This is a genomic window from Martinezella sp. CNPSo 3964 (genome assembly GCF_057784375.1).
Window position 1 is genome coordinate 87,278 of record NZ_JBXSOW010000011.1, and the last position, 22,689, is coordinate 109,966.

19 protein-coding genes are annotated in these 22,689 nt (G+C 60.7%); 6 read left to right on the plus strand and 13 right to left on the minus strand.

The window, feature by feature from the left end:
- The first annotated feature begins 19 nt into the window (after positions 1-19).
- Together AC13Q5_RS27760 and trhO are read left to right on the plus strand one after the other, a co-directional pair.
- The gene (locus AC13Q5_RS27760; protein ID WP_457878965.1) at positions 20-508 is read left to right on the plus strand and encodes a MarR family winged helix-turn-helix transcriptional regulator; all 489 of its coding nucleotides are present in this window, start codon (positions 20-22) and stop codon (positions 506-508) included.
- Positions 509-653: 145 nt separating this feature from the next.
- Positions 654-1,595: an oxygen-dependent tRNA uridine(34) hydroxylase TrhO gene (trhO, locus tag AC13Q5_RS27765; RefSeq protein WP_488503871.1), complete on the plus strand. Its 942-nt coding sequence runs from the start codon at positions 654-656 to the stop codon at positions 1,593-1,595.
- Positions 1,596-1,658: 63 nt separating this feature from the next.
- Here the strand turns inward: trhO and AC13Q5_RS27770 are convergent, their stop codons facing one another.
- From AC13Q5_RS27770 to AC13Q5_RS27780, 3 genes are all read right to left on the minus strand, one after another.
- Positions 1,659-3,869 carry a putative bifunctional diguanylate cyclase/phosphodiesterase gene (locus AC13Q5_RS27770; RefSeq protein ID WP_075851692.1) on the minus strand — a complete coding sequence of 737 codons (2,211 nt, stop codon included), beginning with the start codon at positions 3,867-3,869 and terminating at the stop codon, positions 1,659-1,661.
- A gap of 111 nt (positions 3,870-3,980) precedes the next feature.
- Positions 3,981-4,529, minus strand: coding sequence for an NADPH-dependent FMN reductase (locus tag AC13Q5_RS27775; protein ID WP_488503872.1), 549 nt, complete (start codon positions 4,527-4,529; stop codon positions 3,981-3,983).
- A gap of 160 nt (positions 4,530-4,689) precedes the next feature.
- The gene (locus AC13Q5_RS27780) at positions 4,690-6,063 is read right to left on the minus strand and encodes a GH1 family beta-glucosidase (RefSeq protein ID WP_488503873.1); all 1,374 of its coding nucleotides are present in this window, start codon (positions 6,061-6,063) and stop codon (positions 4,690-4,692) included.
- Between the two features lie 258 nt (positions 6,064-6,321).
- Between AC13Q5_RS27780 and AC13Q5_RS27785 the strand changes: the two genes are divergently transcribed.
- Positions 6,322-6,726, plus strand: a complete 405-nt coding sequence (locus tag AC13Q5_RS27785; RefSeq protein WP_457878881.1) for a DoxX family protein — start codon at positions 6,322-6,324, stop codon at positions 6,724-6,726.
- A gap of 47 nt (positions 6,727-6,773) precedes the next feature.
- On the opposite strand, the gene AC13Q5_RS27790 is transcribed toward AC13Q5_RS27785, so the two are convergent.
- From AC13Q5_RS27790 to AC13Q5_RS27810, 5 genes are all read right to left on the minus strand, one after another.
- The gene (locus AC13Q5_RS27790; RefSeq protein ID WP_488503874.1) at positions 6,774-7,961 is read right to left on the minus strand and encodes a Gfo/Idh/MocA family protein; all 1,188 of its coding nucleotides are present in this window, start codon (positions 7,959-7,961) and stop codon (positions 6,774-6,776) included.
- Between the two features lie 223 nt (positions 7,962-8,184).
- Entirely contained in the window at positions 8,185-9,237 is a 1,053-nt protein-coding gene (locus tag AC13Q5_RS27795; RefSeq protein WP_488503875.1) for a sugar phosphate isomerase/epimerase family protein, read from the minus strand.
- 265 nt (positions 9,238-9,502) lie between these two features.
- Positions 9,503-10,450 (minus strand): substrate-binding domain-containing protein, encoded by a 948-nt coding sequence (locus AC13Q5_RS27800; RefSeq protein ID WP_075851696.1) that lies wholly within the window; start codon positions 10,448-10,450, stop codon positions 9,503-9,505.
- Between the two features lie 66 nt (positions 10,451-10,516).
- Entirely contained in the window at positions 10,517-11,527 is a 1,011-nt protein-coding gene (locus AC13Q5_RS27805) for an ABC transporter permease (RefSeq protein WP_488503876.1), read from the minus strand.
- A gap of 61 nt (positions 11,528-11,588) precedes the next feature.
- The gene (locus AC13Q5_RS27810) at positions 11,589-13,112 is read right to left on the minus strand and encodes a sugar ABC transporter ATP-binding protein (protein ID WP_488503877.1); all 1,524 of its coding nucleotides are present in this window, start codon (positions 13,110-13,112) and stop codon (positions 11,589-11,591) included.
- A 166-nt stretch (positions 13,113-13,278) separates the two neighbouring features.
- Here AC13Q5_RS27810 and AC13Q5_RS27815 point away from each other — a divergent pair, with 166 nt between their 5' ends.
- Positions 13,279-14,304, plus strand: a complete 1,026-nt coding sequence (locus AC13Q5_RS27815; RefSeq protein ID WP_488503878.1) for a LacI family DNA-binding transcriptional regulator — start codon at positions 13,279-13,281, stop codon at positions 14,302-14,304.
- Positions 14,305-14,316: 12 nt separating this feature from the next.
- Entirely contained in the window at positions 14,317-14,721 is a 405-nt protein-coding gene (locus AC13Q5_RS27820) for a VOC family protein (RefSeq protein WP_488503879.1), read from the plus strand.
- Here the strand turns inward: AC13Q5_RS27820 and xylA are convergent.
- From xylA to AC13Q5_RS27845, 5 genes are all read right to left on the minus strand, one after another.
- On the minus strand, positions 14,712-16,022 hold the full coding sequence (xylA, locus tag AC13Q5_RS27825) for a xylose isomerase (RefSeq protein WP_075851701.1): 1,311 nt from the start codon (positions 16,020-16,022) through the stop codon (positions 14,712-14,714). The two genes, AC13Q5_RS27820 and xylA, sit on opposite strands and share 10 nt — an antisense overlap.
- Before the next feature lie 226 nt (positions 16,023-16,248).
- Entirely contained in the window at positions 16,249-17,706 is a 1,458-nt protein-coding gene (gene xylB / locus AC13Q5_RS27830) for a xylulokinase (RefSeq protein WP_488503880.1), read from the minus strand.
- Between the two features lie 37 nt (positions 17,707-17,743).
- Positions 17,744-18,769: a LacI family DNA-binding transcriptional regulator gene (locus AC13Q5_RS27835; RefSeq protein ID WP_488503881.1), complete on the minus strand. Its 1,026-nt coding sequence runs from the start codon at positions 18,767-18,769 to the stop codon at positions 17,744-17,746.
- A gap of 148 nt (positions 18,770-18,917) precedes the next feature.
- Positions 18,918-20,522 carry a DHA2 family efflux MFS transporter permease subunit gene (locus tag AC13Q5_RS27840; protein ID WP_075851704.1) on the minus strand — a complete coding sequence of 535 codons (1,605 nt, stop codon included), beginning with the start codon at positions 20,520-20,522 and terminating at the stop codon, positions 18,918-18,920.
- A 26-nt stretch (positions 20,523-20,548) separates the two neighbouring features.
- Positions 20,549-21,763, minus strand: coding sequence for an HlyD family secretion protein (locus tag AC13Q5_RS27845; RefSeq protein ID WP_075851705.1), 1,215 nt, complete (start codon positions 21,761-21,763; stop codon positions 20,549-20,551).
- A 163-nt stretch (positions 21,764-21,926) separates the two neighbouring features.
- Here AC13Q5_RS27845 and AC13Q5_RS27850 point away from each other — a divergent pair, with 163 nt between their 5' ends.
- On the plus strand, positions 21,927-22,607 hold the full coding sequence (locus AC13Q5_RS27850; protein ID WP_488503882.1) for a TetR/AcrR family transcriptional regulator: 681 nt from the start codon (positions 21,927-21,929) through the stop codon (positions 22,605-22,607).
- Positions 22,608-22,689 lie beyond the last annotated feature (82 nt).

Here is a 22,689-nt window from a genome sequence, read left to right on the forward strand (position 1 = left end):
ATATTAAGAGAAGGGCGGCATCGTGTCAACAAAAAGCTTGCAAAATACACATATTAGCGGTCGGCTGCGCGAACTTCATAGTGCGCTCGTCGAAATCGTCGGCGTCATGAACCGACCTCAGCGCGACGAGGCAATGATCCAAGAGGCAGGCATCTCCCTCGACCGCGCACTGTTTTCCCTGTTGGTTTTGGTGGAACGGCTCGGCCCCATCGGCGTTGTCGAACTGGCCGATCGTGTCGGGCGCGACTACACCACCGTCAGCCGTCAGGTCGCGAAAATGGAAGGGCTCGGGCTGATCAGCCGGCAGGAAAATGCGGTCGACCGCCGTCTTCGCGAGGCCGTCATCACCGAGACGGGCAAGGCGATGACCGATCGCATCGATGAGGCGAGAGAGAGGATCGCACGGTCTATTTTCGCCAAATGGGACGAGCGGGACATCGAGGACCTTGTGCGGCTCATGCGCAGATTTGCCGACGACATCAAGGATGATGCGCCGCCCGCGCGATAAATCTTGTAAGGCGAGTGGCATTTCAACCCGCCGGCAATGGCATTCGGCGCCTTTCGCCACGCCGACCGAGGGGAATGACGACGGCGCAGGAGCTGCGGCGTAAATCCCGATTGCCTGAAAGCTCACAAAATTGTATTTCCCCGGCATGACCGACATGCTTTCAGATCCACGGCGCGACGCGACCGGCGCATTCCTCGTTGCCGCGCTCTATCATTTCGTCTCCTTCCCGCGCTTCGAAAGCCTGCGCGAGCCCCTGCTTGCGCTTTGCGAGGAAAAGGGTGTGAAGGGAACGCTGTTGCTCGCGCACGAGGGGATCAACGGCACCGTCGCCGGCACGGATGCCGCCATTGGCGCCGTGCTTGCCTTCCTGCGCGCGCAGCCGGAATTTGCCGGCCTCGAGCATAAGGAAAGCCGCGCGTCGAAAATGCCGTTCGTGCGTATGAAGGTGAAGCTCAAGAAAGAGATCGTCACCATGGGCGTCGAGGATATCGACCCCACGAGAGTCGTCGGCACCTATGTCGCGCCGAAGGACTGGAACGCGCTGATCTCCGACCCCGACACCATCGTCATCGACACCCGCAACGATTATGAGACCGCCATCGGCGTCTTCAAGGGCGCGGTCGATCCGAAGACCAAGACCTTCCGCGAATTTCCCGATTGGGTGCGCGACAATACCGGCCTGCACAACAAGCCGAAGATCGCCATGTACTGCACCGGCGGCATCCGCTGCGAGAAGGCGACCGCCTTCATGAAGCAGCAGGGCTTCGATGAAGTCTATCATCTCAAGGGCGGCATCCTGAAATATCTCGAGGAAGTGCCGGCAGAAGAAAGCCTCTGGGAAGGCGCCTGCTTCGTCTTCGACGAGCGCGTCTCCGTCGAGCATGGCCTGAAAGAGGGCAATCACAAGCTCTGCCACGCCTGCCGCAATCCCATCACATCAGAGGAAGTGACCTCACCCTTCTACGAAGCCGGCGTCTCGTGCAGCCATTGCTACCATGAGCGCGGCGAAGAGGATCGCGAACGCTATCGCGAAAGGCAGCGGCAAATCGCGCTCGCGCGCAAACGCGGCCACGAACATATCGGCTAAAGCATTTCCCACGAAAACCGCGCAGCCGTTTTCCGTCAATACTGCATGGATGCTCTCAGCATATCAGGCGGCGGCGTGTTCTTCGTCCAGCGCGGTTGCCATCTGCACCGCAAGCCGCTTGCTGATCTCGGCGTCCGGCATCGGCTTGCCGTAGAAGTAGCCCTGCAACTCATCACAGCCGAAGTCTTCCAGTGCCCTTCCCTGCGCCTCGGATTCGATACCTTCGGCCGTAACGGGAATATCGAGCGAGCGAGCCAGCGCCACGGTTGCCTTCACCATTTCGCGGGCGCGGTTGTCTTCCAGCACATTCATCGTCAGCGAGCGATCGATCTTGATGCGATCGAAACCGAACTGGCGCAGGTAGCCGATGGAGGAGAAACCGGAACCGAAATCGTCGAGCGCCACTTTGACGCCGAGCCTCTTCAACCGCTCGATCGACTGGCGGGTACGCTCAGGGTTTTGAATGATATAGCCTTCGGTAATTTCCAGCGTCACCCGATCGGCTTCGATCTCCGTGCTGTTCAATACGCTACGGACATAATCGGCAAAGGCGGGGTTGCGGAACTGGCCCGGCGAAACGTTGACCGCAATCCGCAAATCCGGCCATTGCCTGGCCGCCTCGCAGGCTTTGCGCAGCACGAGCAGGCCCAGCGCTTCGATCAGGCCGCTCGTTTCGGCGATGGGGATAAAGACTTCCGGCGAAATCGGCCCGTGACCGGGGCGGTTCCACCGCACCAGCGCCTCGACGCCGATCATCTCGCAGCTCGATGCGTCGACCAGAGGCTGGTAGGCGACGGTTAGTTCCTCCATGTCGATGGCGCGGCGCAGATCGAGTTCCAGCGCATTACGCTCCTCGCGATGGGCATCCATGGCGGTTTCATAGCAGGTCATTCGGGCGCGGCCGGCTTCCTTGGCCTTGTACATGGCAAGATCGGCGCGGCGCACTAGTTCCTCACGGTCGATGCGGCCTTCAGGCGAGCTTGCGATGCCGATGCTGGCGCCGACCACGACCACACGACGACCGATCTCCAGAGGCTCGGCAAGGAAATCCAGGATCTGCTCGGCCAGCCGCAAAGCCGGGGCGTCGTTGAGTTCCTTCGTCGGGAAGACGATGGCAAATTCATCGCCTCCAAGGCGCGCCAAAGCCGCCTGTGGCGGCACAAGCACCTTGAGCCCGGCGGCAACCGCACGGATGAGCTGATCGCCAGTGCCATGCCCATAAGCGTCGTTGATTTCCTTGAAGCCATCCAGATCGAGGTAGAGAAGCAGGACGTTGGTGCCGTCGGAACGCGCCCGGTCGACCAGACGATCCACATCGAGCCGCAACCCCTCACGATTGAGAAGCCCGCTCAGCCGGTCGCGAAGCGACACCTGACGTGCCTGAACTTCCTCCGCCCGCAACCGGCGCCCTGCCAGCGATCCCAGGATCAAAAGCACGACGAAAAACAGACCCACAAGACCAAGCGCGCCGAGCACCAACGGGCGGACCTGTTGATAGCTCATGTCCCCAGGCTGACGCGATCCCCAGACCAGCCGTCCCAGCGACTTGCCGAGCGGATCGACAATGGAGACGGCATATCGAGCGACCGTATCCGGCGGCACCAGCGTCAAGCCGCTGATGACATAGGTGTTGGAGAGCATCTTGATCCGGCCAGCGTCAAGGTAACGCACGAGGATCAGATAGCGCCGATGACCTTCCGGCACCGGAATACGGCCGGATCTTTCGCGGATCGTCGCAGCACCGGCCGCGGCGATACCATCCCTGGTCATGATGTAGCCCGAAGCCTCCGGCACCCCGGTCACACGTGTTGTTCGTGCCTGATCGACAAGCGCCCAGATGGCAGTGCCGAGGACATCCTCGATATTGTCAGTCAATGGCTGGCCATCGTGGTAAGCAACAATCGGCTTGTTGTTGTCGTCGACGATGACGGCGGTGTCGAACAGCGCACCGTTGGAGGAAATGTCGCCATAGTTGCCGACGATCCAGCCTTGAGTATCGGTGCCATAAACATTTCGCGCCGCATCGTTGCGAGCGGAATGGTCATGCAACGTCGCTTCCAGCTGTCCCTGAAAGGTCTTCAGCGCACCGACGGTCGTTTCCCAGGAGCGCTCGTCATCCAGCTTGTTGGAGTAATCGGCAACACGTCCGATTGCGGTGAGAACCATCAAGGTCACGACGGCAACAATCAGTGCGAAGCAAATCAAAACGGCCGTCACAATAGAATGACGACCGATCTGCGCATTCTTCCGCAGTGACTTGAAAACTGCTCCCAACACCTTTTTCTCCTTGACGGAGAAGTCTGACGTCAGGTCTTCAACAAACGGTTAAGGCGAATCGGAGATTCCTACAGGAAGGGGTTGTAAATTTGCCAAAATGGGAAGAATTCACGCCCCAGCGGCAATCGCCCGTCTAAAACGATTAAGACTCGCGGATAAAAGGCCGCTTTCCCACGCTTCCAGCAGCATTGCCGCCTGCGCCTCATCGCTCTTGCCCGCAACCGGCAGACGCAAGAAAGCATCCTCCACAATATGCAGCGACATGGTCTGCAGGACATCGGTGAGCTGTGCCAATACGAGATCGCCGCGATGCGAGGCATGCGCAAACATCAGCGGCTTGAATGGCACCTCGTCGCGCGACACCAGCCAGTCGAGCGCATTCTTGAAACCGCCGGGTATGCCATGGGCATATTCCGGGCACGACACGATCAAACCGTCTGCCTTACGGATTTCGGCCGCAAACCGCTCGACAACGGCTGGTGTTCGCTCACCCTCATTGTCCGGATTGAAGATCGGCAGATCACCGATCAGATCGCAGATCGCAATGGTGATGCCTTCCGGGCAGGCAAGCTGCAAAGCCTCCAGCAGCCTCCGGCTGGTCGAAGCCTGCCGCTGGCTGCCGCAAAGCGCATAAATGGAAATCGGCCGCTGGATCATGCTCGATATCTATCAGGCCCTGCCGATTCGGGCGACAAATACCCTCCCCTTGACGGGACGGTCGGACCGAATATCCGAGGCGGGTGACCCATTGCAGACACCGAAGGTCACCCCCCAAACGCGTTTCGTGCGACCTCCCCCAAGGGAAGCTAGAACCGCATTAATCCGCTCTGTGGTTGCCCTTCGGGAACTGCGAGGCCAGCTCCCTGTACCACTTGCCGCTTTTCTTGACCGTGCGCACCTGGGTCTCGTAATCGACATGCACGAGGCCGAAACGCATGCGATAGCCTTCCGCCCATTCGAAATTGTCCATCAGGCTCCAGGCGAAGTAGCCGCGCATCGGATAGCCATCCTTGATGAGATCGGCGACGACGCCGAGATGCTCGACATAGTAATCGAGACGTGGCTGATCATCGACCTCGCCGTTGACGACGCCCATATTGTAGCAGGCACCGTTTTCGGTGATGTAGCACTCCGGCAGCTCGTAGCGCTTGTTGAGATCTTCGACGACGTGCTTCAGACCGGGCGAATAGACCTCCCAGCCGATATCCGTCCTTACGTCGCTGACCGGTGGTGCGTCCTTCGTCCAGGGGAAATCACCGCTCTTGGATGCGTCATCGGAGACGCGCATCGGCATATAATAATTCAGACCCCACCAATCGAGCTTCTGGTTGATGGTCTTCAGATCGCCATCCTCGATGACGGGCATGCGGTCGCCAAGCGCCTCGACGAACTCCTTCGGATATTCGCCCTTGAAGATCGGATCGAAGAAGGCGCCGTTATGGAACTGATGCGCGCGCTCGGCGGCAGCCAGATCTTCGGGACGATCAGAACCCGGCAGGACGGATGCAGCGTTGAGCACGATGCCGACGGGCACCTTCGGCGCCACGGAGCGGATCGCCTCGACGCCGAGACCATGCGCAAGGTTCATATAGTGCATGGCATAGAGCGCTGCCTGCATGTTGCGCTCGCCCGGCGCATGAATGCCGTAAAGATGGCTCAGCCAGACGATGCACCAGGGCTCGTTGAAGGTGGCAACCGAATCCAGACGGTCGCCAAGACGGGCCATGACGGTCTTGGCATAACGCTGGAACGCATGCGCCGTCGAGCGCGCCGTCCAGCCGCCATCGCCGGCAAGCGCCAACGGCAGATCCCAATGGTAGAGGGTGGCGAAGGTTTTGATGCCGCGTGCCTTGCAGCCGTCGACGAGGCGATCGTAGAAATCGAGACCGGCTTCGTTCACCGGACCGGTACCTTCGGGAATGATGCGCGGCCAGGCGATCGAGAAGCGATAGGCCTCGACGCCCATCTCCGTGATCAGATCGAGATCCTGCTCCAGCCGATTATAGTGATCGCAGGCGACGTCGCCATTGTTGCGCTGATAGACCCGGCCGGGCATGTTGGCAAAGGCATCCCATATGGAAGGCTTGCGGCCATCGGCCTTGGTGGCGCCTTCGATTTGGAAGGCGGCGGTGGCAACACCGAATGTGAAATCGCCGGGGAAGCGATCGGCAAGAAGCTTCGGATCGATCATGATGAAAATCCCGTCTGTTATGGCTTCGTTGGCTGCGGTTTAACCAAGCTGCGTCTCAAAGTACAGTGCCGGCACAGGAAAACTGCAACGTTGCAGGTCTCGACAAATCACGCCGGCTCGCACCATTCCGTAAAATTTCGCCAGCAGCAGCAACACTCTTCGCACGGCTCGATAACAGCAATGTCAACAGTCGTGACTTGTCTTTCCAACGCGGATCAATTGAGGGTAGCGTCGAAACTTGACAACGAAAGGATACAAATGCTCCCTGCGCTCCACGCCCTCCACCCTCATCTGCTGAGCCTCCTGCGCATCGTCGCCTCGCTCGTGCTCTTCAGCTATGGAACGCAGAAGGTGCTGCATTTCCCAGCAGCTGAAACGGTGCCACCTGTAGGATCGCTGTCCTGGATCGCCGGCCTGCTGGAGCTCACCCTCGGCTTCCTTGTCCTGATCGGCTTTCAGACGCGGATCGCTTCGTTCATCCTGTCAGGCCTGATGGCCTTCGCTTATTTCCTGGCCCACGCGCCGAAGAGCTTTTATCCCGCGCAGAACGGCGGCGTCTCCGCCATCCTCTTCTGCTTCATCTTCCTGTTTCTCGCCAGCGCCGGCGGCGGCCCGCTGAGCATCGACGCGCTGACGAAGCGCAAGCAGCAAGCTGCGACCTGAACAAGCAGGTTCGAGGCGGTTTCTCCGCCTCGAACCTTATCTAAAACTTAGAGCTTGACCCAGGCGCCGTTGCGCTTGGACGAGGCAACGCAAGCCTCGACGAAAGCCACGCCCTTCACGCCGTCATCGACGGTCGGATAGATCACGGCCGGATCGACCGCCACGCCCTTCTTGCGAGCGTTGATGGCGCGCGCAGCCTCGGTATAGATCGTGGCAAACGCTTCCAGATAGCCTTCCGGATGGCCCGACGGGATGCGCGAGACACGCGCCGCGGCAGCACCAGAGCCGGCACCGTTGCGGGTAATCAGCCGCTTCTGATCGCCGAACGGCGTGTACCACAGATAGTTCGGATCGGCCTGCGTCCACTCAATGCCGCCCTTGGTGCCATAGACGCGGAGCTTCAGACCATTCTCGTGGCCGGGCGCCACCTGGCTGCACCAGAGCATGCCCTTTGCCGGCTTTTCCTTGCCCTTCGCCTTGAAGCGCAGCAGCACATGGCCGTTATCGTCGAGACGACGGCCCTCGACGAAGCTGTCGAGATCGGCGGCGAGGCTGTCGAGCTCGAGGCCGGTGACGAAGGACGCGAGGTTATAAGCATGCGTGCCGATATCGCCGGTGGAGCCGCCGACGCCCGATTGGGCCGGGTCGGTACGCCATGCCGCCTGCTTCTGGCCGGACTGCTCGATGTTCTCCGTCAACCAATCCTGCGGATATTCCGCCTGTACGATGCGGATATCGCCCAGCTCGCCATTGGCGATCATCTCGCGCGCCTGACGGATCATCGGATAGCCGGTGTAGTTATGCGTGAGGATGAAGAGTGCGCCGCTCTCGTCAGCCACCTTCTTCAGCTTCTTGGCATCGGCAAGATTTGAGGTCAGCGGCTTGTCGCAGATGACGTGGATGCCGCGACGCAGGAATTCCTTGGCGGCGTCATAGTGGACATGGTTCGGCGTGACGATCGAAACCGCTTCAATGCCGTTCTTCAGCTTGGCTTCACGGATCGCCATGTCGCGATAGCTCGAATAGGTGCGCGAGGGATCGAGACCGAGGTCACGGCCGGAAGCGATAGCCTTGTCCGGTGAAGACGAAAGCGCGCCGGCGACGAGGTCGAACTGGTCGTCAATGCGCGCCGCAATGCGATGCACCGCGCCGATGAATGCGCCGGCGCCGCCGCCCACCATGCCAAGCCGAATGCGCGGCTCCCGCGTCTGTTCCGATGATCCTTCGATTGCCATTTTGTCCTCCTGAATGAATTGAATTGTTTGAACGCGATCGCCTGCCGCAATCGTCCCCTCTCCCCGCCGGCGGGGAGAGGGTCAGGGTGAGGGGCCGAGCCTTCTGCAAGCTCTGAATTGGTGGAAATATCGAGAAGGCCCCTCATCCGTCCTCAAGCGATTTCGCTCCGCTCCATCGTTTGAGTCCACCTTCTCCCCGCAATTGCGGGGAGAAGGGTTTGGATTACAGCCCCAGCATGCGCCGGTTGGCCGCCTGGTCCGTGCCGCTGCCGGCGAAGTCGTCGAACGCCTTTTCCGTGACGCGGATGATGTGCGCCTTGACGAATTCGGAGCCTTCGCGGGCGCCGTCTTCGGGATGCTTCAGCGCGCATTCCCATTCGACCACGGCCCAGCCGTCGAAATTGTTGGCGGTCATCTTGGAGAAGACGGCGCCGAAATCGACCTGGCCGTCGCCGAGCGAACGGAAGCGGCCGGCACGCTCAACCCAGCCCTGGTAACCGCCATAGACACCCTGACGTCCGGTCGGATTGAACTCCGCATCCTTGACGTGGAACATCTTGATGCGGTCCTTGTAGATATCGATGTTCTCGAGATAATCGAGGCACTGCAGGACATAGTGCGAGGGATCGTAGAGCATGTTGGCGCGCGGATGGTTCTTCACGCGCTCCAGGAACATCTCGAAGGTGATGCCGTCGTGCAGGTCTTCGCCCGGATGGATTTCGTAGCAGACGTCGACGCCGTTTTCGTCGGCATGGTTGAGGATCGGCGTCCAGCGGCGAGCAAGCTCTTCGAAAGCGGTCTCGACGAGGCCAGCCGGGCGCTGCGGCCAGGGATAGATGAAGGGCCAGGCGAGCGCGCCCGAGAAAGTCGCATGCGCCTTGATGCCGAGATGCTTCGACGCCGTCAGCGCCATCTTCACCTGCTCGACGGCCCACTCCTGGCGTGCCTTCGGATTGCCCCGTACTTCCGGCGCCGCGAAGCCATCAAAGGCTTCGTCATAGGCAGGATGCACGGCGACAAGCTGGCCCTGGAGGTGGGTGGAAAGCTCGGTGACTTCGACGCCGTTGGCGCGGGCGACACCGGCGAACTCATCGCAATAATCCTTGGAGGAAGCCGCCTTCTTCAGGTCGATGAGCTGACCCGCCCAGGTCGGAACCTGTACGCCGACATAGCCGGCATCGGCAGCCCATTTCGTGATCGAATCCCACGAGTTGAACGGCGCCGCGTCACCGGCGAACTGGCCAAGAAACAGGCCTGGTCCTTTGATCGTCTTCATCTGTAATTCCTCCCTAATCGCGCTCTGTAAACGTTTCCGATGCCTTTCGGACCCATATCCGAGGCGGCTTTGATGCCGTAGCCTCAAAAAACTATAGGGTCGTCAGGATGAAAGTCGAATGCCTTGCGACCTAATCACGGCACGCCGCAGACGGCAAGAGGTACGTGCCGCAAAATTTCCATCCGCGTTGAGACGAGCCGGCAGCGTACTTAAAAAACGCCCGCCGAAACCGGCGGGCGCCTGGCAAAATCAACCGAATGACCGATCAGAACGGTGAATCGGGGAAGTAGAAGTCCTTGGCATTGTCCTTGGTGACGAGCGTCGCATCGAGGATGTAGTTGCCGCGAACCGGAACCTGGTCGTAGAAGTTGGCAGCCGTCAGTTCCATGGCGGTGCCGACCATTGCCGGCGGATAGAGCACGTCGACGGGGATCAGCTTGTCGCCATCCATGACCTTCTTGATCATGTCCTTCGAACCGGCGCCGGCGATGACATACTTGATGTCGGTGCGCTTGGCCTGCTCGATCGCCTGCAGCACGCCGACGGCCATGTCGTCATCCTGACACCAGACGACGTCGATCTTCGGGAACTTGGTCAGGTAATCCTGCATGACCTTGAAGGCGTCGTCGCGGTTCCAGTTGCCATACTGGCGGTCGAGAACCTTGACGTTCGAGCCGGCAATGCCCTTGTCGAAGCCGTCCTGGCGCTGCTGATCGATCGGGATCGGCAGACCCCGGATGATGACGACCTGAGCGTCCGGCGTGTTCTTCTTGATGTATTCGCCAGCGGTCTGGCCAAGCGCCGGGTTGTTGCCGGCAACATAGAGGTCACGAACGGAATTGTCGTTGTTGCTCGGCGCGCGGTCGACGAGCGTCACGAACTTGCCCTTGTCCTTGACTTCCTTGATGGCGTTGACGAGCGGGTCCGGGTCGGACGGCAGGATCACGAGAGCGTCGATGCCCTGGGTCTCAAGGTCCTGGACCGCATTGGCCTGGCTTGCGGCATCGGGCGAGGTCTTGACGATGACGTTCAGCCCCGGATGCTCCGCCATCAACAGCTTGGCGACACGCTCGGCGTGGAACACCACGCCCGAGGTCCAGCCGTGGTCGGCGGCCGGAATGGAAACGCCGATCGTCACCTTCTTGTCTGCGGCATGCACGGTGCCCGCCAGAGCCGCCATTAGGACGGCCACACCCAATAGTCTTTTTCGCATTTTATCCTCCCACAAAGAAACAGGGCCTTGTCCTGATGACCGGGCGCCCCCTTACCCGGTTATTCGCTATTTGCGAGCCAGCGAGCGCTGAACCAGCATGGCGATGATGATGATCGCACCCTGGATGGCGCTGAGCAGATACTCGCTGATGAAATTGGAAAGCAGCATGATGTTGCCGACGAGTTCGAGGATGAAGGCACCGCAGATCGTGCCCCATACCCTGCCTGCACCGCCTTTCAGCGCCGTGCCGCCGACGACGACTGCGGTGATCGCCTGCAACTCCCACAGGCTGCCCGTAGTCGCCGACGTGGAGCCGAGCCGCGGCACATAGAGAAGCACGGCAATGGCAACGCAAAATCCCTGGATGACGAAAGCGACGGTGCGCACGCCATTGACCGCCACGCCGGAGTAACGGGCAACGTCACGGCTGGAGCCGACCGCAATCACATGCCGCCCATAGCGGGTGCGGTAGAGAATGAAGGCCGCAATGCAGGTGACGACGAGGATGACCAAAATCGGCACCGGCACGCCGAGCACAGTGCCGTAATAGGCGGGCTTGTAGAGCGCCTGAATATCCGCCGGCCGCAGGGTGATGGCGCCGCCCTGCGATAGCCAGGTCGTCAAGCCGCGATAGACGCCCATCGTGCCGAGCGTCGCGATGAACGGCTCGATCTTGCCCATGGTCGTAATCAGCCCGTTGGCGAGGCCGCATAGGAGACCGGCAACGATCGAGAACAACACGGCTGCCGCCAGCATCATGGCCGGGTCGGCGATGACGCCCGAATTCATGAACAGGATCATCAAGCTGGCGACGAAGGCGACCATCGCGCCGACGGACAGATCGAGATCGCCGGCGGAAATGACGAAAGTCGCACCGACCGCGATGATGGCGATGAAGGCGCATCTCGTCGCGACATTGGTGAGATTGGTGATGCCGATGAAGTTCGGATTGACCAGTGCGCCCACGATCAGAAGCAGCACCAGTGCCGCAAACGGCGCAACGGCCCTGAGATCGACATCCCGCCAGGAACGCCCTCGCCGACCGGCCTTGCCGCTGCTGTCTTCGCCCACGCTCATAACCAAAACCAACCTCCCGTCCCATGATTGCAGGGAATTCGCCCTGCTCTCCGCCGCCCCTTCAGGCCGCCGTCTTTTTCTTCAGGCCCGCCGCATAACGCATGATTTCCTGCTCGGAGATCTCCTCGCCTTCGAGGATACCGACGATCCGTCCCTCGCGCATGACGGCAATCCGCGTGCAGAGCCCGATAACCTCGGGCATTTCCGAAGAGATCACGATGATCGAATGGCCGTCGCGCGCCAGCGCCGAAATGAAATGATAGATCTGCTGCTTCGTGCCGACATCGATACCACGCGTCGGCTCGTCGATGATGATGATCTGCGGCTCCGTCTCCATGACCTTCGCCAGAAGCAGCTTCTGCTGATTGCCGCCGGACATGCGGCCCGCGACGATATTGCCGTCCCGCACCCGGATGTCGAAGCGACGGCGCGCCCGCGTCAATGCGTTCGCCTCGCTGGAGGCGCTGAGATAACCGAACTTGCCATGCCGATCGAGCGATTGCAGCGTCAGATTGACCGCCATGCCCGAGTTCAAAAGCAGGCCCTTGGATTTGCGGTCCTTGGTCATATAGGCAAGGCCGGCACCGATCGCCGCATGCACGTCATGCGGGGGCACGGTCTGACCATTGGCGATGACGTCCCCGGATCCGCGCGAGCGCAGACCGACGATCGCCTCCATCAGCTCGGTGCGGCCGGAGCCGATCATGCCGGAGAAACCCAGTATCTCGCCCTTGCGCAGCTCGAAATTCGCATCATGGACATAGCCCGTCGAAAGTGAGCTGACGCCGAGCACGACGTTCTCGTCGACATCGGGCTCGTTTTTGGCCGGATAGAGGCTGGAGAGTTCGCGCCCGACCATCAGCTGGGCGATCGACTCGCCATCGAGCATGGAGGTCGGCGATGTCTTCACCCATTGGCCGTCGCGCAAGACCGTGACGCGATCCGTCAGCTCCATGACCTCGTCCAGCTTGTGGGAGACGAAGACGAAACTCGTTCCCTGATCGCGCAGCTTGCGCACCTGCTTGAAGAGAAAATTGGTTTCCTCGCGCGACAAAACAGCGGTCGGCTCGTCCATGAAGACGATGCGCGCATCGCGGCTGATGGCCTTAGCGATCTCGACCATCTGCTTGTCGGCGATCGAGAGTGAGCTGATCATCGCATTCTCGTCGACATGCGAGCCGAGCAGATCGAGTACGCGCCGCGTTTCCGCCCGCATGTGCTTGCGATCGAGCACGCCAAAGCGCGTGACTTCGCGGCCGAGAAACAGGCTCTCGGTGACGGTCAGGTGCTCCGCAAGATTGAATTCCTGGTGGATAATGACAATGCCGAGCGCTTCGGCAGCACCGTTCGGCGGCAGCTTCACCGACTTGCCATCGAGGAGGATTTCACCTGATGTCGGCTGCTCGAAACCGGACAGGACCTTGACGAGGGTCGATTTGCCAGCGCCGTTTTCGCCCATCAACGCATGGATTTCGCCGGCCCGAAGATCGAAGTTGACGCTGAACAGCACCTGCACGCCGCTGAAGGATTTGGATACCCCTCTCGCAGACAGCACGACAGTACCGTCGACGGCTTCCGAACTCATTGAATCCTCCCTGCGGTCCCACCCGCTTTCCTTGGTATGTAAACCTTTACATAACCTGTGTAAAGGTTTACATCGTTGGATATCTTACAAATTTTCGTCGTCACCTTTGACCTCCACGTAAGTCTGTGTAGTCTCCAGCGCAGACGAGACCCCAAGGCAGAGCGCAGTGTCGAATTCCACGCCCGCAACTATCGAAGACGTCGCCCGAATTGCCAATGTTTCGATAGCAACGGTTTCGCGGGCCATCCACACACCGGAGAAAGTCGCCAATTCAACGCGGCTGAAAGTCAATCAGGCTATCGCCGTCACCGGCTATACGACCAATGCCATGGCGCGCAGCCTGAGGCTCGGCCGCTCGAACATGATTCTGGTCGTTGCGCCCGATATCGGCGACCCCAATTTCTCCAATATTCTGATCGGCCTGGAGAATGAAGCACGCTCCCACGGCTATGGCATCCTTATCGGCCATACGCAGAATGATGCGCAGCGCGGGCTGGAATATCTGAAGTTCCTCAATTCCAACCAGGCGGCCGGGCTGATCCTCTTCACCGGCATCCTGCCCTTCGGGCATCAGACGATGACGGCGCGGCTGCCGCCGAGCGTCGGCGTCTTCGAGCCGGTTTTCAACGGCGGCATTCCCTATGTTGGCGTCGACGATATCGCCGGCGCCCGCAAGGCCGTCGACCTTTTGATTGCCGAAGGCCATCGCAAGATCGCCTTCATCGGCGATTCCCGCACCCGCCTCGCCTACAGCCGCCGGCGCATGGGCTATGAAGCCGGGCTGGATGCCGCCGGTATCGGCCATGACCTGCGCATCGTGCTCGAAGGCGACGGCACCATCGAGAGCGGGCGGCTGGCGGTCGAGCAGCTCTTCATGCGCGACACCCTGCCGACGGCCTTCATGTGCGTCAACGATCAGACCGCGATCGGCGTGATGATCGGCCTGAAAACAAGCGGCTATGACATCCCCGAGGATTTTTCGGTGACCGGCTTCGACGACGTGCCGCAAGCCGTCTTCATGACGCCGTCGCTGACGACCATCCGTCAGCCCCGTACCGCCATCGGCAAGCATGCGATGGCGCTGCTGCTGGAGCTGCTTTCGGATGGCGAGCCGCCCGAAACGGAAATCCTGCTGCGGCCGGACCTCGTCGTGCGAAACTCGGTTGCGGCTCCGGCACGCCTCCGGCGATAGGCAGGCGCCGCGATGCCGCTCGGCAGAATCACCCTTTACGTCCGCGATGTCGAAACGACGGTAAGCTTTTACGAGAGATATTTCGGCTTTAGGCCGCTCCGTCTGGAGGGCGACCGGATCGTCGAAATGCTGGCATCGGATGGCGGCGCCAATCTGCTGATCCATCCGGCGGGCAAGGCGCAGAAAATGGGCCAGGTGCTGGTAAAACTGGTCTTCGACGTCGAGCATGTCGAAGCTTTCCGCGCGAGATGCGCCGAAGAAGGGCTGGAATTCGGTCCTTTGCATCAGGCCGACGGTTATGTCTTCGCCAATGCCAAGGACCCCTCGGGAAATCCGATAGCCATTTCCAGCCGTGCATTTCGGTGGAAGTCGGGAGGCGATGAAGCACCGCCTCCCGAACCTCTCAATCAAACGTAACGATTGACGACGTTTTCCAACAGTTCCTGCTTGCCGGACTTCGGCTGCGGGTTGACGTCCTTGGTCTCGACCCACTGCGCGATCTGGTCGAGCGAGTATTCGCCGCGCAGCAGCTTTTGGCCTTCGGCCGAATCCCAGCCGGCGTAACGGTCGGCGAGCGGCTTGGAGAGCGCCTTGTCCTCGATCATCTTGGCGGCAGCCTTCAGGCCGCGGGCGCAGCAATCCATGCCGCCGATATGGCCGATGAGCAGATCTTCCGGATCGAGCGACTGACGGCGCAGCTTGGCGTCGAAGTTCGTGCCGCCGGACTTGAAGCCGCCGCCCGCCAGAACCTGATAGTAGGCCAGCGTCATTTCCGGAACATTGTTCGGGAACTGGTCGGTATCCCATCCGGACTGGTAGTCGTTGCGGTTCATGTCGATGGAACCGAAGATGCCGAGCGCATTGGCAAGCGCCAGTTCATGCTCGAAGGAATGGCCGGCAAGGATCGCATGGCCCTGTTCGATATTGACCTTCACCTCGTTTTCCAGGCCGTTCTTCTTCAGGAAACCGTAGACGGTCGCGACGTCGTAATCATACTGATGCTTGGTCGGCTCCTGCGGCTTCGGCTCGATCAGGATCGTGCCCTTGAAGCCGATCTTGTGCTTGTACTCGACGACGAGATTGAGGAAGCGGCCCATCTGGTCCAGCTCACGCTTCAGGTCGGTGTTGAGCAGCGTCTCGTAGCCTTCGCGGCCGCCCCAGAGGACGTAGTTCTCGCCGCCGAGCTTGTGGGTGGCGTCCATGCAGGTCTTCACGGTCGCGGCCGAGAAGGCGAAGACGTCCGGATCCGGATTTGTCGCGGCGCCCGACATGAAGCGGCGGTTGGAGAAGAGGTTCGCCGTGCCCCAGAGCAGTTTCACGCCCGTGTCAGCCTGCTTCTTGGCGAAGTAGTCGACGATCTCGTTGAGGTTCTTGGTGTTCTCGGCAAAATTCTTGCCTTCCGGACGCACGTCGGCATCGTGGAAGCAGTAGTAGGGAGAGCCGAGCAGGCTGAAGAATTCGAAGGCGACATCGGCCTTCAGCTTGGCGGCTTCCATCGTCTCGTTGAACCAGGGACGAAGGAAGGTTTGACCGCCGAAGGGATCGCCGCCCGGCCAGGTGAAGGTGTGCCAATAGGCAACGGCGAAACGCAGATGCTCTTCCATGCGCTTGCCGGCAACGACTTCGTCCTTGTTGTAATAGCGGAAGGCGAGCGGATTGGTGCTATCCGGGCCTTCGTATTTTATCTTGCTGATGTCACCAAAAAATCCGGTGCTCATGTCTCATCTCCTTGGGTTTGGTATTTCGGTATTGTTTGTTCGTGCCGTGCGGCGTTGCCCCTCACCCTAGCCCTCTCCCCGCTTGCGGGGAGAGGGAACGACCTCTGTATCCCCGCCGAGCAAAGCGTTAGGGGCGGGCAGTAGGCGCCTCTTTCCCCTTCTCCCCGTCAGAACGGGGAGAAGGTGCCCGACAGGGCGGATGAGGGGCTCCCATGCGCACGCTATTTCAATGCTCCGACAGCGGCTTGATCGCCGGATAAACCGCCCGATAGCGCTTGTAGGCATCCACATAGGCCTCCGTCAGCGATGCCACGGGATCGATGGTGCCGGCCGTCTGCGGCGGGGTGCAGACCGCGACTGGATCGGCGCCGGTCGCCGCGATCAGGCCGAGACGGGCAGCGCCGAAGGCTGCGCCGAAATCGCCATCGGCCGGCAGGTCGACGGGGACACCGAGAGCGGTTGCGATCGAGGCCAGCCAGTAGCGCGAGCGCGAGCCGCCGCCGATCGCCGTCACCCGCGCGATATCCGTGCCGGCAGAGCGCAGCGCTTCCAGATTGTCGCGAATGGCGAAGGACACGCCCTCGAGCACGGCCTGCGTCAACACAGCACGGCCGCTTTCATGACCGAGACCGATGAAGGCGCCACGGATCGTCGCGTCATTGTGCGGTGTACGCTCGCCCGAGAGATAGGGAAGGAAGGTGACGCTTGTCGGCGCCTTCAGCGTCTCGCCAAGCTCGGTGGTGAGTTCGGCAGCGGACTTGCCTGTCACATGCGAATGCCAGTTCAGCGCATCGGTCGCCGAGAGGATGACGCCCATCTGGTGCCAGGTGTTGGGCAGCGCGTGGCAGAAGGCATGGACGGCACTTTCCGGCTTAGGCAGATAGGAACCGTTGGCGGCAAAGAGCACGCCCGATGTGCCGAGCGAAACGAAGGCCGCGCCGTGGCTCACCGTGCCCATGCCGCAAGCCGAGGCCGCATTGTCCCCTGCCCCGCCGGCAACGACGACATCGCCATCGATACCCCATTTCGAGGCCAGCTCGCCGCGCAGCTTGCCGGCTACTTCGGTCCCTTCGACCAGCGTCGGCATCTGCTTCTCATCGAGATTGGTCGCGGCCAGCAGCTCGGAAGACCATTTGCGCTTGCCGGTATCGAGCCAGGAGGTGCCGGCGGAGTCGGACATTTCCGACATATGCTCGCCCGTCAGCCACAGGCGCAGATAATCCTTCGGCAGCAGCACCCAGCGTACTTTGGCGAAAATCTCCGGCTCATGCTTGGCGACCCATGCAAGCTTCGGCGCGGTGAAACCGGGGAAGACGATATTGCCGGTCAACGCGCGAAAACGGGGATCGGCATCCAGCGCGGCAGCCTCGTGATAGCTGCGGGTATCGTTCCAGAGAATGCAGGGACGCAGCACCTTGTCGTCGGCATCGAGCAGCGTCGCGCCATGCATCTGGCCGGAAAGGCCGACCCCGCGTACGGCCGCCAGTTCCTTCGGATGCGCCGCCCTCAATCCGGCAACGGCTTCCTCGGTCGCCCGGACCCAGTGGGCAGGATCCTGCTCCGACCAGCCGGGATGCGGACGCGAGACGTCGAGCCCGCCATTGGCGGAGCCGATGATCTTCTGATTGCCATCGATCAGCATGGCTTTGACGCCGGAGGTTCCGAGATCGAGACCCAAATACATCAGATGTTACTCCCTATGCTCTGCCGCGTTCGAATGCTCAGGGCAGATTGTCCTTCAAGAAAATGTCGAGGCGGATGCGCTCCTGATCGGCGATGACGGCCTGGCCGTCGGCGGTCGCCTTCATGACGCGAATGGCGCTGCGGACCTCATGGCCGGCATCCTGGTTGAGAACGGCGTCGATCGTGCCATCCATCAGCGCTGCCCGCGTATGCTGCGTCAGCTCATGCACGACCACGGTCAACTCACGCGCGGGCCGGACGGCCTCCAGGGCCGCAATCAGGCCGCGATTGCCGGCGCCGAGGCTGTAGATGCCGATAATATCCTTGCGTTCGGAGAGAGCCTTGGAAATGAGCGTTTTCGTCCGCTCGGGATCGTCGCGCCCTTCGAGCACAGGCAGCAGCCGCAGCTTGGGAAACTCTTCCGCCATGACCGCCGAAAAACCCTGCAGGCGCTCGCGATGGTCGCGCACCAGCATCGAGCCGGCAAGAACGGTGAGATCACCCTCACGGCCACCCAGAAACCGCCCAAGCAGGCGGGCGGCCGTGCGCCCAGCGGCAATATTGTCGATGCCGGCATAATGATGACGGGCGGAATCGGTGAGGTCCGAAACCAACGTGACGACGGGAATGCGCTCGGACACGAGCCGGTCGACCGCAGCTCTGACCTCCGGCGCATCGGTCGCCACCAGGGCGACACCGGCGATATTCTGCCCCTGCAATGCATCAAGCGCCGCAACCAGGGACGGCACGTCAAAAGCCGGCACCTCGACGATGCGAATATCGGTGCGCTCGATGCTGGCGCGCAAGGTCGCATGATGCACCTCTGAACGCAGTCCGTGCATGAAGGAATTATCGCCTGTCGGCACGATGAAGACGAGAGGATAGACGCGGCCCTTGGCCAGATTGGCGGCGGCGACATCGCGGATATAGCCGATCTGCCGAATGGCGGCTTCCACCTTCTCCCGCGTCACCAGCCGCACGCCTGGGCGCTGGTTCAAGACGCGGTCCACGGTGGCGAGGCTGACGCCGGCAGCTGCGGCAATGTCATGCACGGTCGGTCTCATGGCTCCTCCTGCCGCAATCCTTACTGCGATTTTTGATGTACGTAAATCAAAAATTTCTGACCACTGGATTTTCCGGCAGCGACCACAAATAAAAAAGGCCCCTCGCGAGGAGGGGCCATGCCTTGGGAGCATTCTTGTAAGAACCGGATCAGTGGCCTCCGCCACCGCCGCCGCCAGCGGCACCTGGCTTGCTGAGCATCAGAACGCCGAGAATCATCGCCAGGAACAGCACTGTCAGCATCAGGAAAATATCCCCGAAGGACATGACGACCGCCTGTTGCGTCGCCATGTTGACCATCTGCTTCAGTGCAGCCTGATCGCCGTTCAGACCGGCGGCATTGAAGCTGGCGGCCATATTGTTCAGCTGATCGACAGCCACCTGATTGCCCCAATGAATATGGTCGCGCAGGTTGAAGTAATGCTGGTCCTGCCGGTTCGTCAAAAGCGTGTTGATGATTGCGAGACCGACGGCGCCGCCGAGGTTACGCGTCAAGTTGAACAGGCCGGACGCACCGCGCATGCGGGCGGGCGGCATGGTTCCAAGCGCGATATTGTTGATCGGCACCATGCAGAGCATCAGGCCAAAGCCACGCAGAATCTGCGGGATCATCAGCTCCCAGAAATCCCAGTCCACAGTCAGGTGCATCATGATGTAGGTGCCGGCCGAGAAGCTGGTGAACCCGATGATCATCAGGATGCGCAGGTCGACCTTGCTCGACAGGAAACCGGCAAGCGGCGCCGTGAAGAACATGGTGAGGCCGGAGACGAACATCGTCTCGCCGATCTGCAGTGAATCGTAGCCACGAATGCGCGCGAGATAGAGCGGATAGATATAGGTCAGGCCGTAAAGGCCGATACCCATGACGAAGGAGAACATCGACCCGAAGGAGAAGTTCTTGTTTGTGAAGGCCCTGAGATCGACGACGGGGAATTCGACCGTGAAGGCACGGTAGAAGAAGATCACGGCGCCGATGGCGGAAGCGATGGCACCGGCGACAATATAATTGTCGTTGAACCAGTCGTTCGTGTTGCCTTCTTCGAGCACATATTCCAGCGCGCCGAGGAAAACGCCCATCGAAATCAGACCCCACCAGTCGAACTTCTTCATCAGCGACAGTTCGGGCTTGTCGAAATCGATGAAATTCCAGGTGACGATGGCAACGACGATACCGGGCGGGATATTGACCAGGAACAGCCAGTGCCAGGAGAAGGCATTGGAGAGGTAGCCGCCGACGGTTGGGCCGATGGTCGGGGCAAGCGTCGCGATCAGGCCGATGATCGGCGAGACGACGTTGCGCTTGGAGGGCGGGAAGATCGTGAAGGCCGCCGCGAAGACCGAGGGGATCATGCCGCCGCCGATAAAGCCCTGCAGGGCGCGGTAGATGATCATCTGGTCGATGTTGGTCGCGGTCGCGGCAAGCGCGCTCGCTGCTGTAAAGCCCGCGGCCGAGATCGCGAACAGATAGCGCGTCGAAATGATGCGCGCCAGCGTTCCCGACAGCGGGATCATGATGACTTCGGCGATCAGATAGGCCGTCTGCACCCAGCCGATTTCATCCGAGCCGGCGCTGAGACCGGCCTGGATTTCGCTGAGCGAGGCTGAAACGATCTGAATGTCGAGGATCGACATGAACATGCCGAGCACCATCGCCAGGAAGGCAATGAGCTTTCTCGTGTCGATATGATCCGCCGCGGGCGCGGCGGGACCGGCCGCGCGTGGGGGCGACCCGGCTGTAGTGCTGGCGGACGACATGGCGCGTCTCTCCCGAGCTTGATCGCTTACTTGTCCGGTGCCGTGCGGGTATCGACGTCGACAACGACGCTGAGGCCTGCGCGCAGACGGCCGGTATTGAGCGCATCCTGCGGCAGTGCGATGCGGACAGGCACGCGCTGGATGATCTTGGTGAAGTTACCCGTCGCGTTTTCCGGCGGCAGCAGCGAGAAGACCGAGCCGGAGGCCGGCGAGATCGACTCGACGGTGCCGACGATCGGATGGTCGCTATAGGCATCGACGTGAACATTGACCTTAGAACCGGGAACCAGGTGCTGGATCTGCGTTTCCTTGAAGTTCGCGTCTATATAGAGCTGGCGGATCGGCACGATCGCCATCAGCTTCTGACCGGGCGAGACGAGGTCGCCTTCCTGGACAGAACGATTGCCGACGATGCCGTCATAGGGCGCCTTCAGCACGGTGAAGGACAGGTCGCGGGCAGCCTTGTCACGAGCGGCCTCGAGGCCCTTGATCGTGCTTTCGGCCTGCCGGCGCTGTGCCTGCAAGAGGTTGATGTTGGCCTGTGCGGATGCGATGGCGGCGTCGCCGCCGACCAGATTGGCCTTGGCCTGATCAAGCGCGATATTGGCGCTATCCAAAGCGGCCGTGGTGCCGACCGACTTCGATTGCAGCTCAGCAGCACGCGTCTGGGTGATCTGGGCGCCGCGGACCGTGGCTTCCAGGGCAACCTTCTGCGCCTGCGACTGGGCAAGGGCTGCCTGGCCGGCAGCGATCTGTGCATCGATGGTATGGAGCGAAAGCTGTTCGGTATCGAGCGAGGCCTGAGCCTGGCCGAGCGCCAGCTTATAGTCGCCGTCATCGAGCGTTGCGAGCACGTCGCCGGCCTTGACCTGCTGGTTGGCGACGACATTTACCTTGGCGACATAGCCTGTGACCTTCGGCTGAATGGTCGCGATATCGCCGCCGATATAGGCATCGTCGGTCGACACCATGAACCGGCCGTTCGTCCACCAGTCATAGCCATACCAGCCGCCAGCTGCGAGAGCTGCGACCAGAATGATTGGAAAAGCCAGGCTGCGCCGCTTCTTTTCCGGCGGCGGTGGGGCCGCAGGGGCCGGAGCAGCAGGCGCAGCCTGGGCGGGGGCCGGGGTGCTGCGCGTCTCGGCAACAGGGGCATCCGCAGGCGCATTTACGTCCTGAGCTTCAGCCTCTGCATCAGCATCCACGATGCGCGCTACATTGTTTCCATGACTTGACGACATTTCCCTACCACCGAAAATCTTGGCAAATTAATCGAACCGAACGGTTCGGTTCAATTGACATAGAGCCTTTTTCATTCCATATCAAGAGATATCGAACTGAGCGGTTCGATTTAATTGGCGAGTATGTTGAAGAATCAGAAAAAGTGATTGATTGAAGGAGACGATGAAACACGAACCGCAAAATACCGCTGTATTGAACGCGCCTGCACCAGGCTCCGGTGGACGCTGGGCGGCCGGCGAAGATCCGGCCAAGCGTCATCAAATTCTCGAAGGCGCGAAACGTGTCTTTATGAAGATGGGCTTCGATGCGGCGAGTATGAACGATGTCACGCGTGAAGCGGGTGTTTCAAAGGGCACTCTCTACGTCTATTTCGCCAACAAGGAAGATCTGTTCGCCGCCATGATGGAGAGCGAGCGTACCTATTTCGTCAACCTCGTGCGCAACGCACTTGCAGACGAAGCGGATGTCACGACGTCTCTTTATGATTTCGGCATCGTATTCGTAACGCACGTCACGTCAGACAAGACCATCAGCGCCATGCGCACGGTCATCGGCGTGCGCGAACGCATGCCCTCCCTCTGTCAGCGTTTCTTTACCGGCCCTGAAAACCTGCGCACGGTGTTGCGTGGCTTCCTTGAGCGACAGGTCGCGGCCGGGCATCTCAAGATCGACGATTTCGACATGGCTGCCCGCCACTTCCTCGAAATGGCCAGCGGCGGCTACTTCAAGCTGCGGCTCTTCGGAGACATGGACGAACCGCCGTCGAAGGACGAGATCGATTATGTCGTACGCGGTGCCGTACGCGTCTTCCTGGCGGGTTACGGTCCCGATCGCAAGGATTAGGAAAAACTGGCATCCCCTGTTGCCGGCAAATGCGTAGTGATCCAACTCCGCAATGGCGATCAAGCATCGCGACTGTCGGAAG

Coding starts and splice junctions, on each gene's coding strand:
- trhO (WP_488503871.1), top strand. CDS start 654: ATGACCGACATGCTTTCAGATCCACGGCGCGACGCGACCGGCGCATTC.
- AC13Q5_RS27775 (WP_488503872.1), bottom strand. CDS start 4,529: ATGATCCAGCGGCCGATTTCCATTTATGCGCTTTGCGGCAGCCAGCGG.
- AC13Q5_RS27780 (WP_488503873.1), bottom strand. CDS start 6,063: ATGATCGATCCGAAGCTTCTTGCCGATCGCTTCCCCGGCGATTTCACA.
- AC13Q5_RS27785 (WP_457878881.1), top strand. CDS start 6,322: ATGCTCCCTGCGCTCCACGCCCTCCACCCTCATCTGCTGAGCCTCCTG.
- AC13Q5_RS27790 (WP_488503874.1), bottom strand. CDS start 7,961: ATGGCAATCGAAGGATCATCGGAACAGACGCGGGAGCCGCGCATTCGG.
- AC13Q5_RS27795 (WP_488503875.1), bottom strand. CDS start 9,237: ATGAAGACGATCAAAGGACCAGGCCTGTTTCTTGGCCAGTTCGCCGGT.
- AC13Q5_RS27800 (WP_075851696.1), bottom strand. CDS start 10,450: ATGCGAAAAAGACTATTGGGTGTGGCCGTCCTAATGGCGGCTCTGGCG.
- AC13Q5_RS27805 (WP_488503876.1), bottom strand. CDS start 11,527: ATGAGCGTGGGCGAAGACAGCAGCGGCAAGGCCGGTCGGCGAGGGCGT.
- AC13Q5_RS27810 (WP_488503877.1), bottom strand. CDS start 13,112: ATGAGTTCGGAAGCCGTCGACGGTACTGTCGTGCTGTCTGCGAGAGGG.
- AC13Q5_RS27820 (WP_488503879.1), top strand. CDS start 14,317: ATGCCGCTCGGCAGAATCACCCTTTACGTCCGCGATGTCGAAACGACG.
- xylA (WP_075851701.1), bottom strand. CDS start 16,022: ATGAGCACCGGATTTTTTGGTGACATCAGCAAGATAAAATACGAAGGC.
- xylB (WP_488503880.1), bottom strand. CDS start 17,706: ATGTATTTGGGTCTCGATCTCGGAACCTCCGGCGTCAAAGCCATGCTG.
- AC13Q5_RS27835 (WP_488503881.1), bottom strand. CDS start 18,769: ATGAGACCGACCGTGCATGACATTGCCGCAGCTGCCGGCGTCAGCCTC.
- AC13Q5_RS27840 (WP_075851704.1), bottom strand. CDS start 20,522: ATGTCGTCCGCCAGCACTACAGCCGGGTCGCCCCCACGCGCGGCCGGT.
- AC13Q5_RS27845 (WP_075851705.1), bottom strand. CDS start 21,763: ATGTCGTCAAGTCATGGAAACAATGTAGCGCGCATCGTGGATGCTGAT.
- AC13Q5_RS27850 (WP_488503882.1), top strand. CDS start 21,927: ATGAAACACGAACCGCAAAATACCGCTGTATTGAACGCGCCTGCACCA.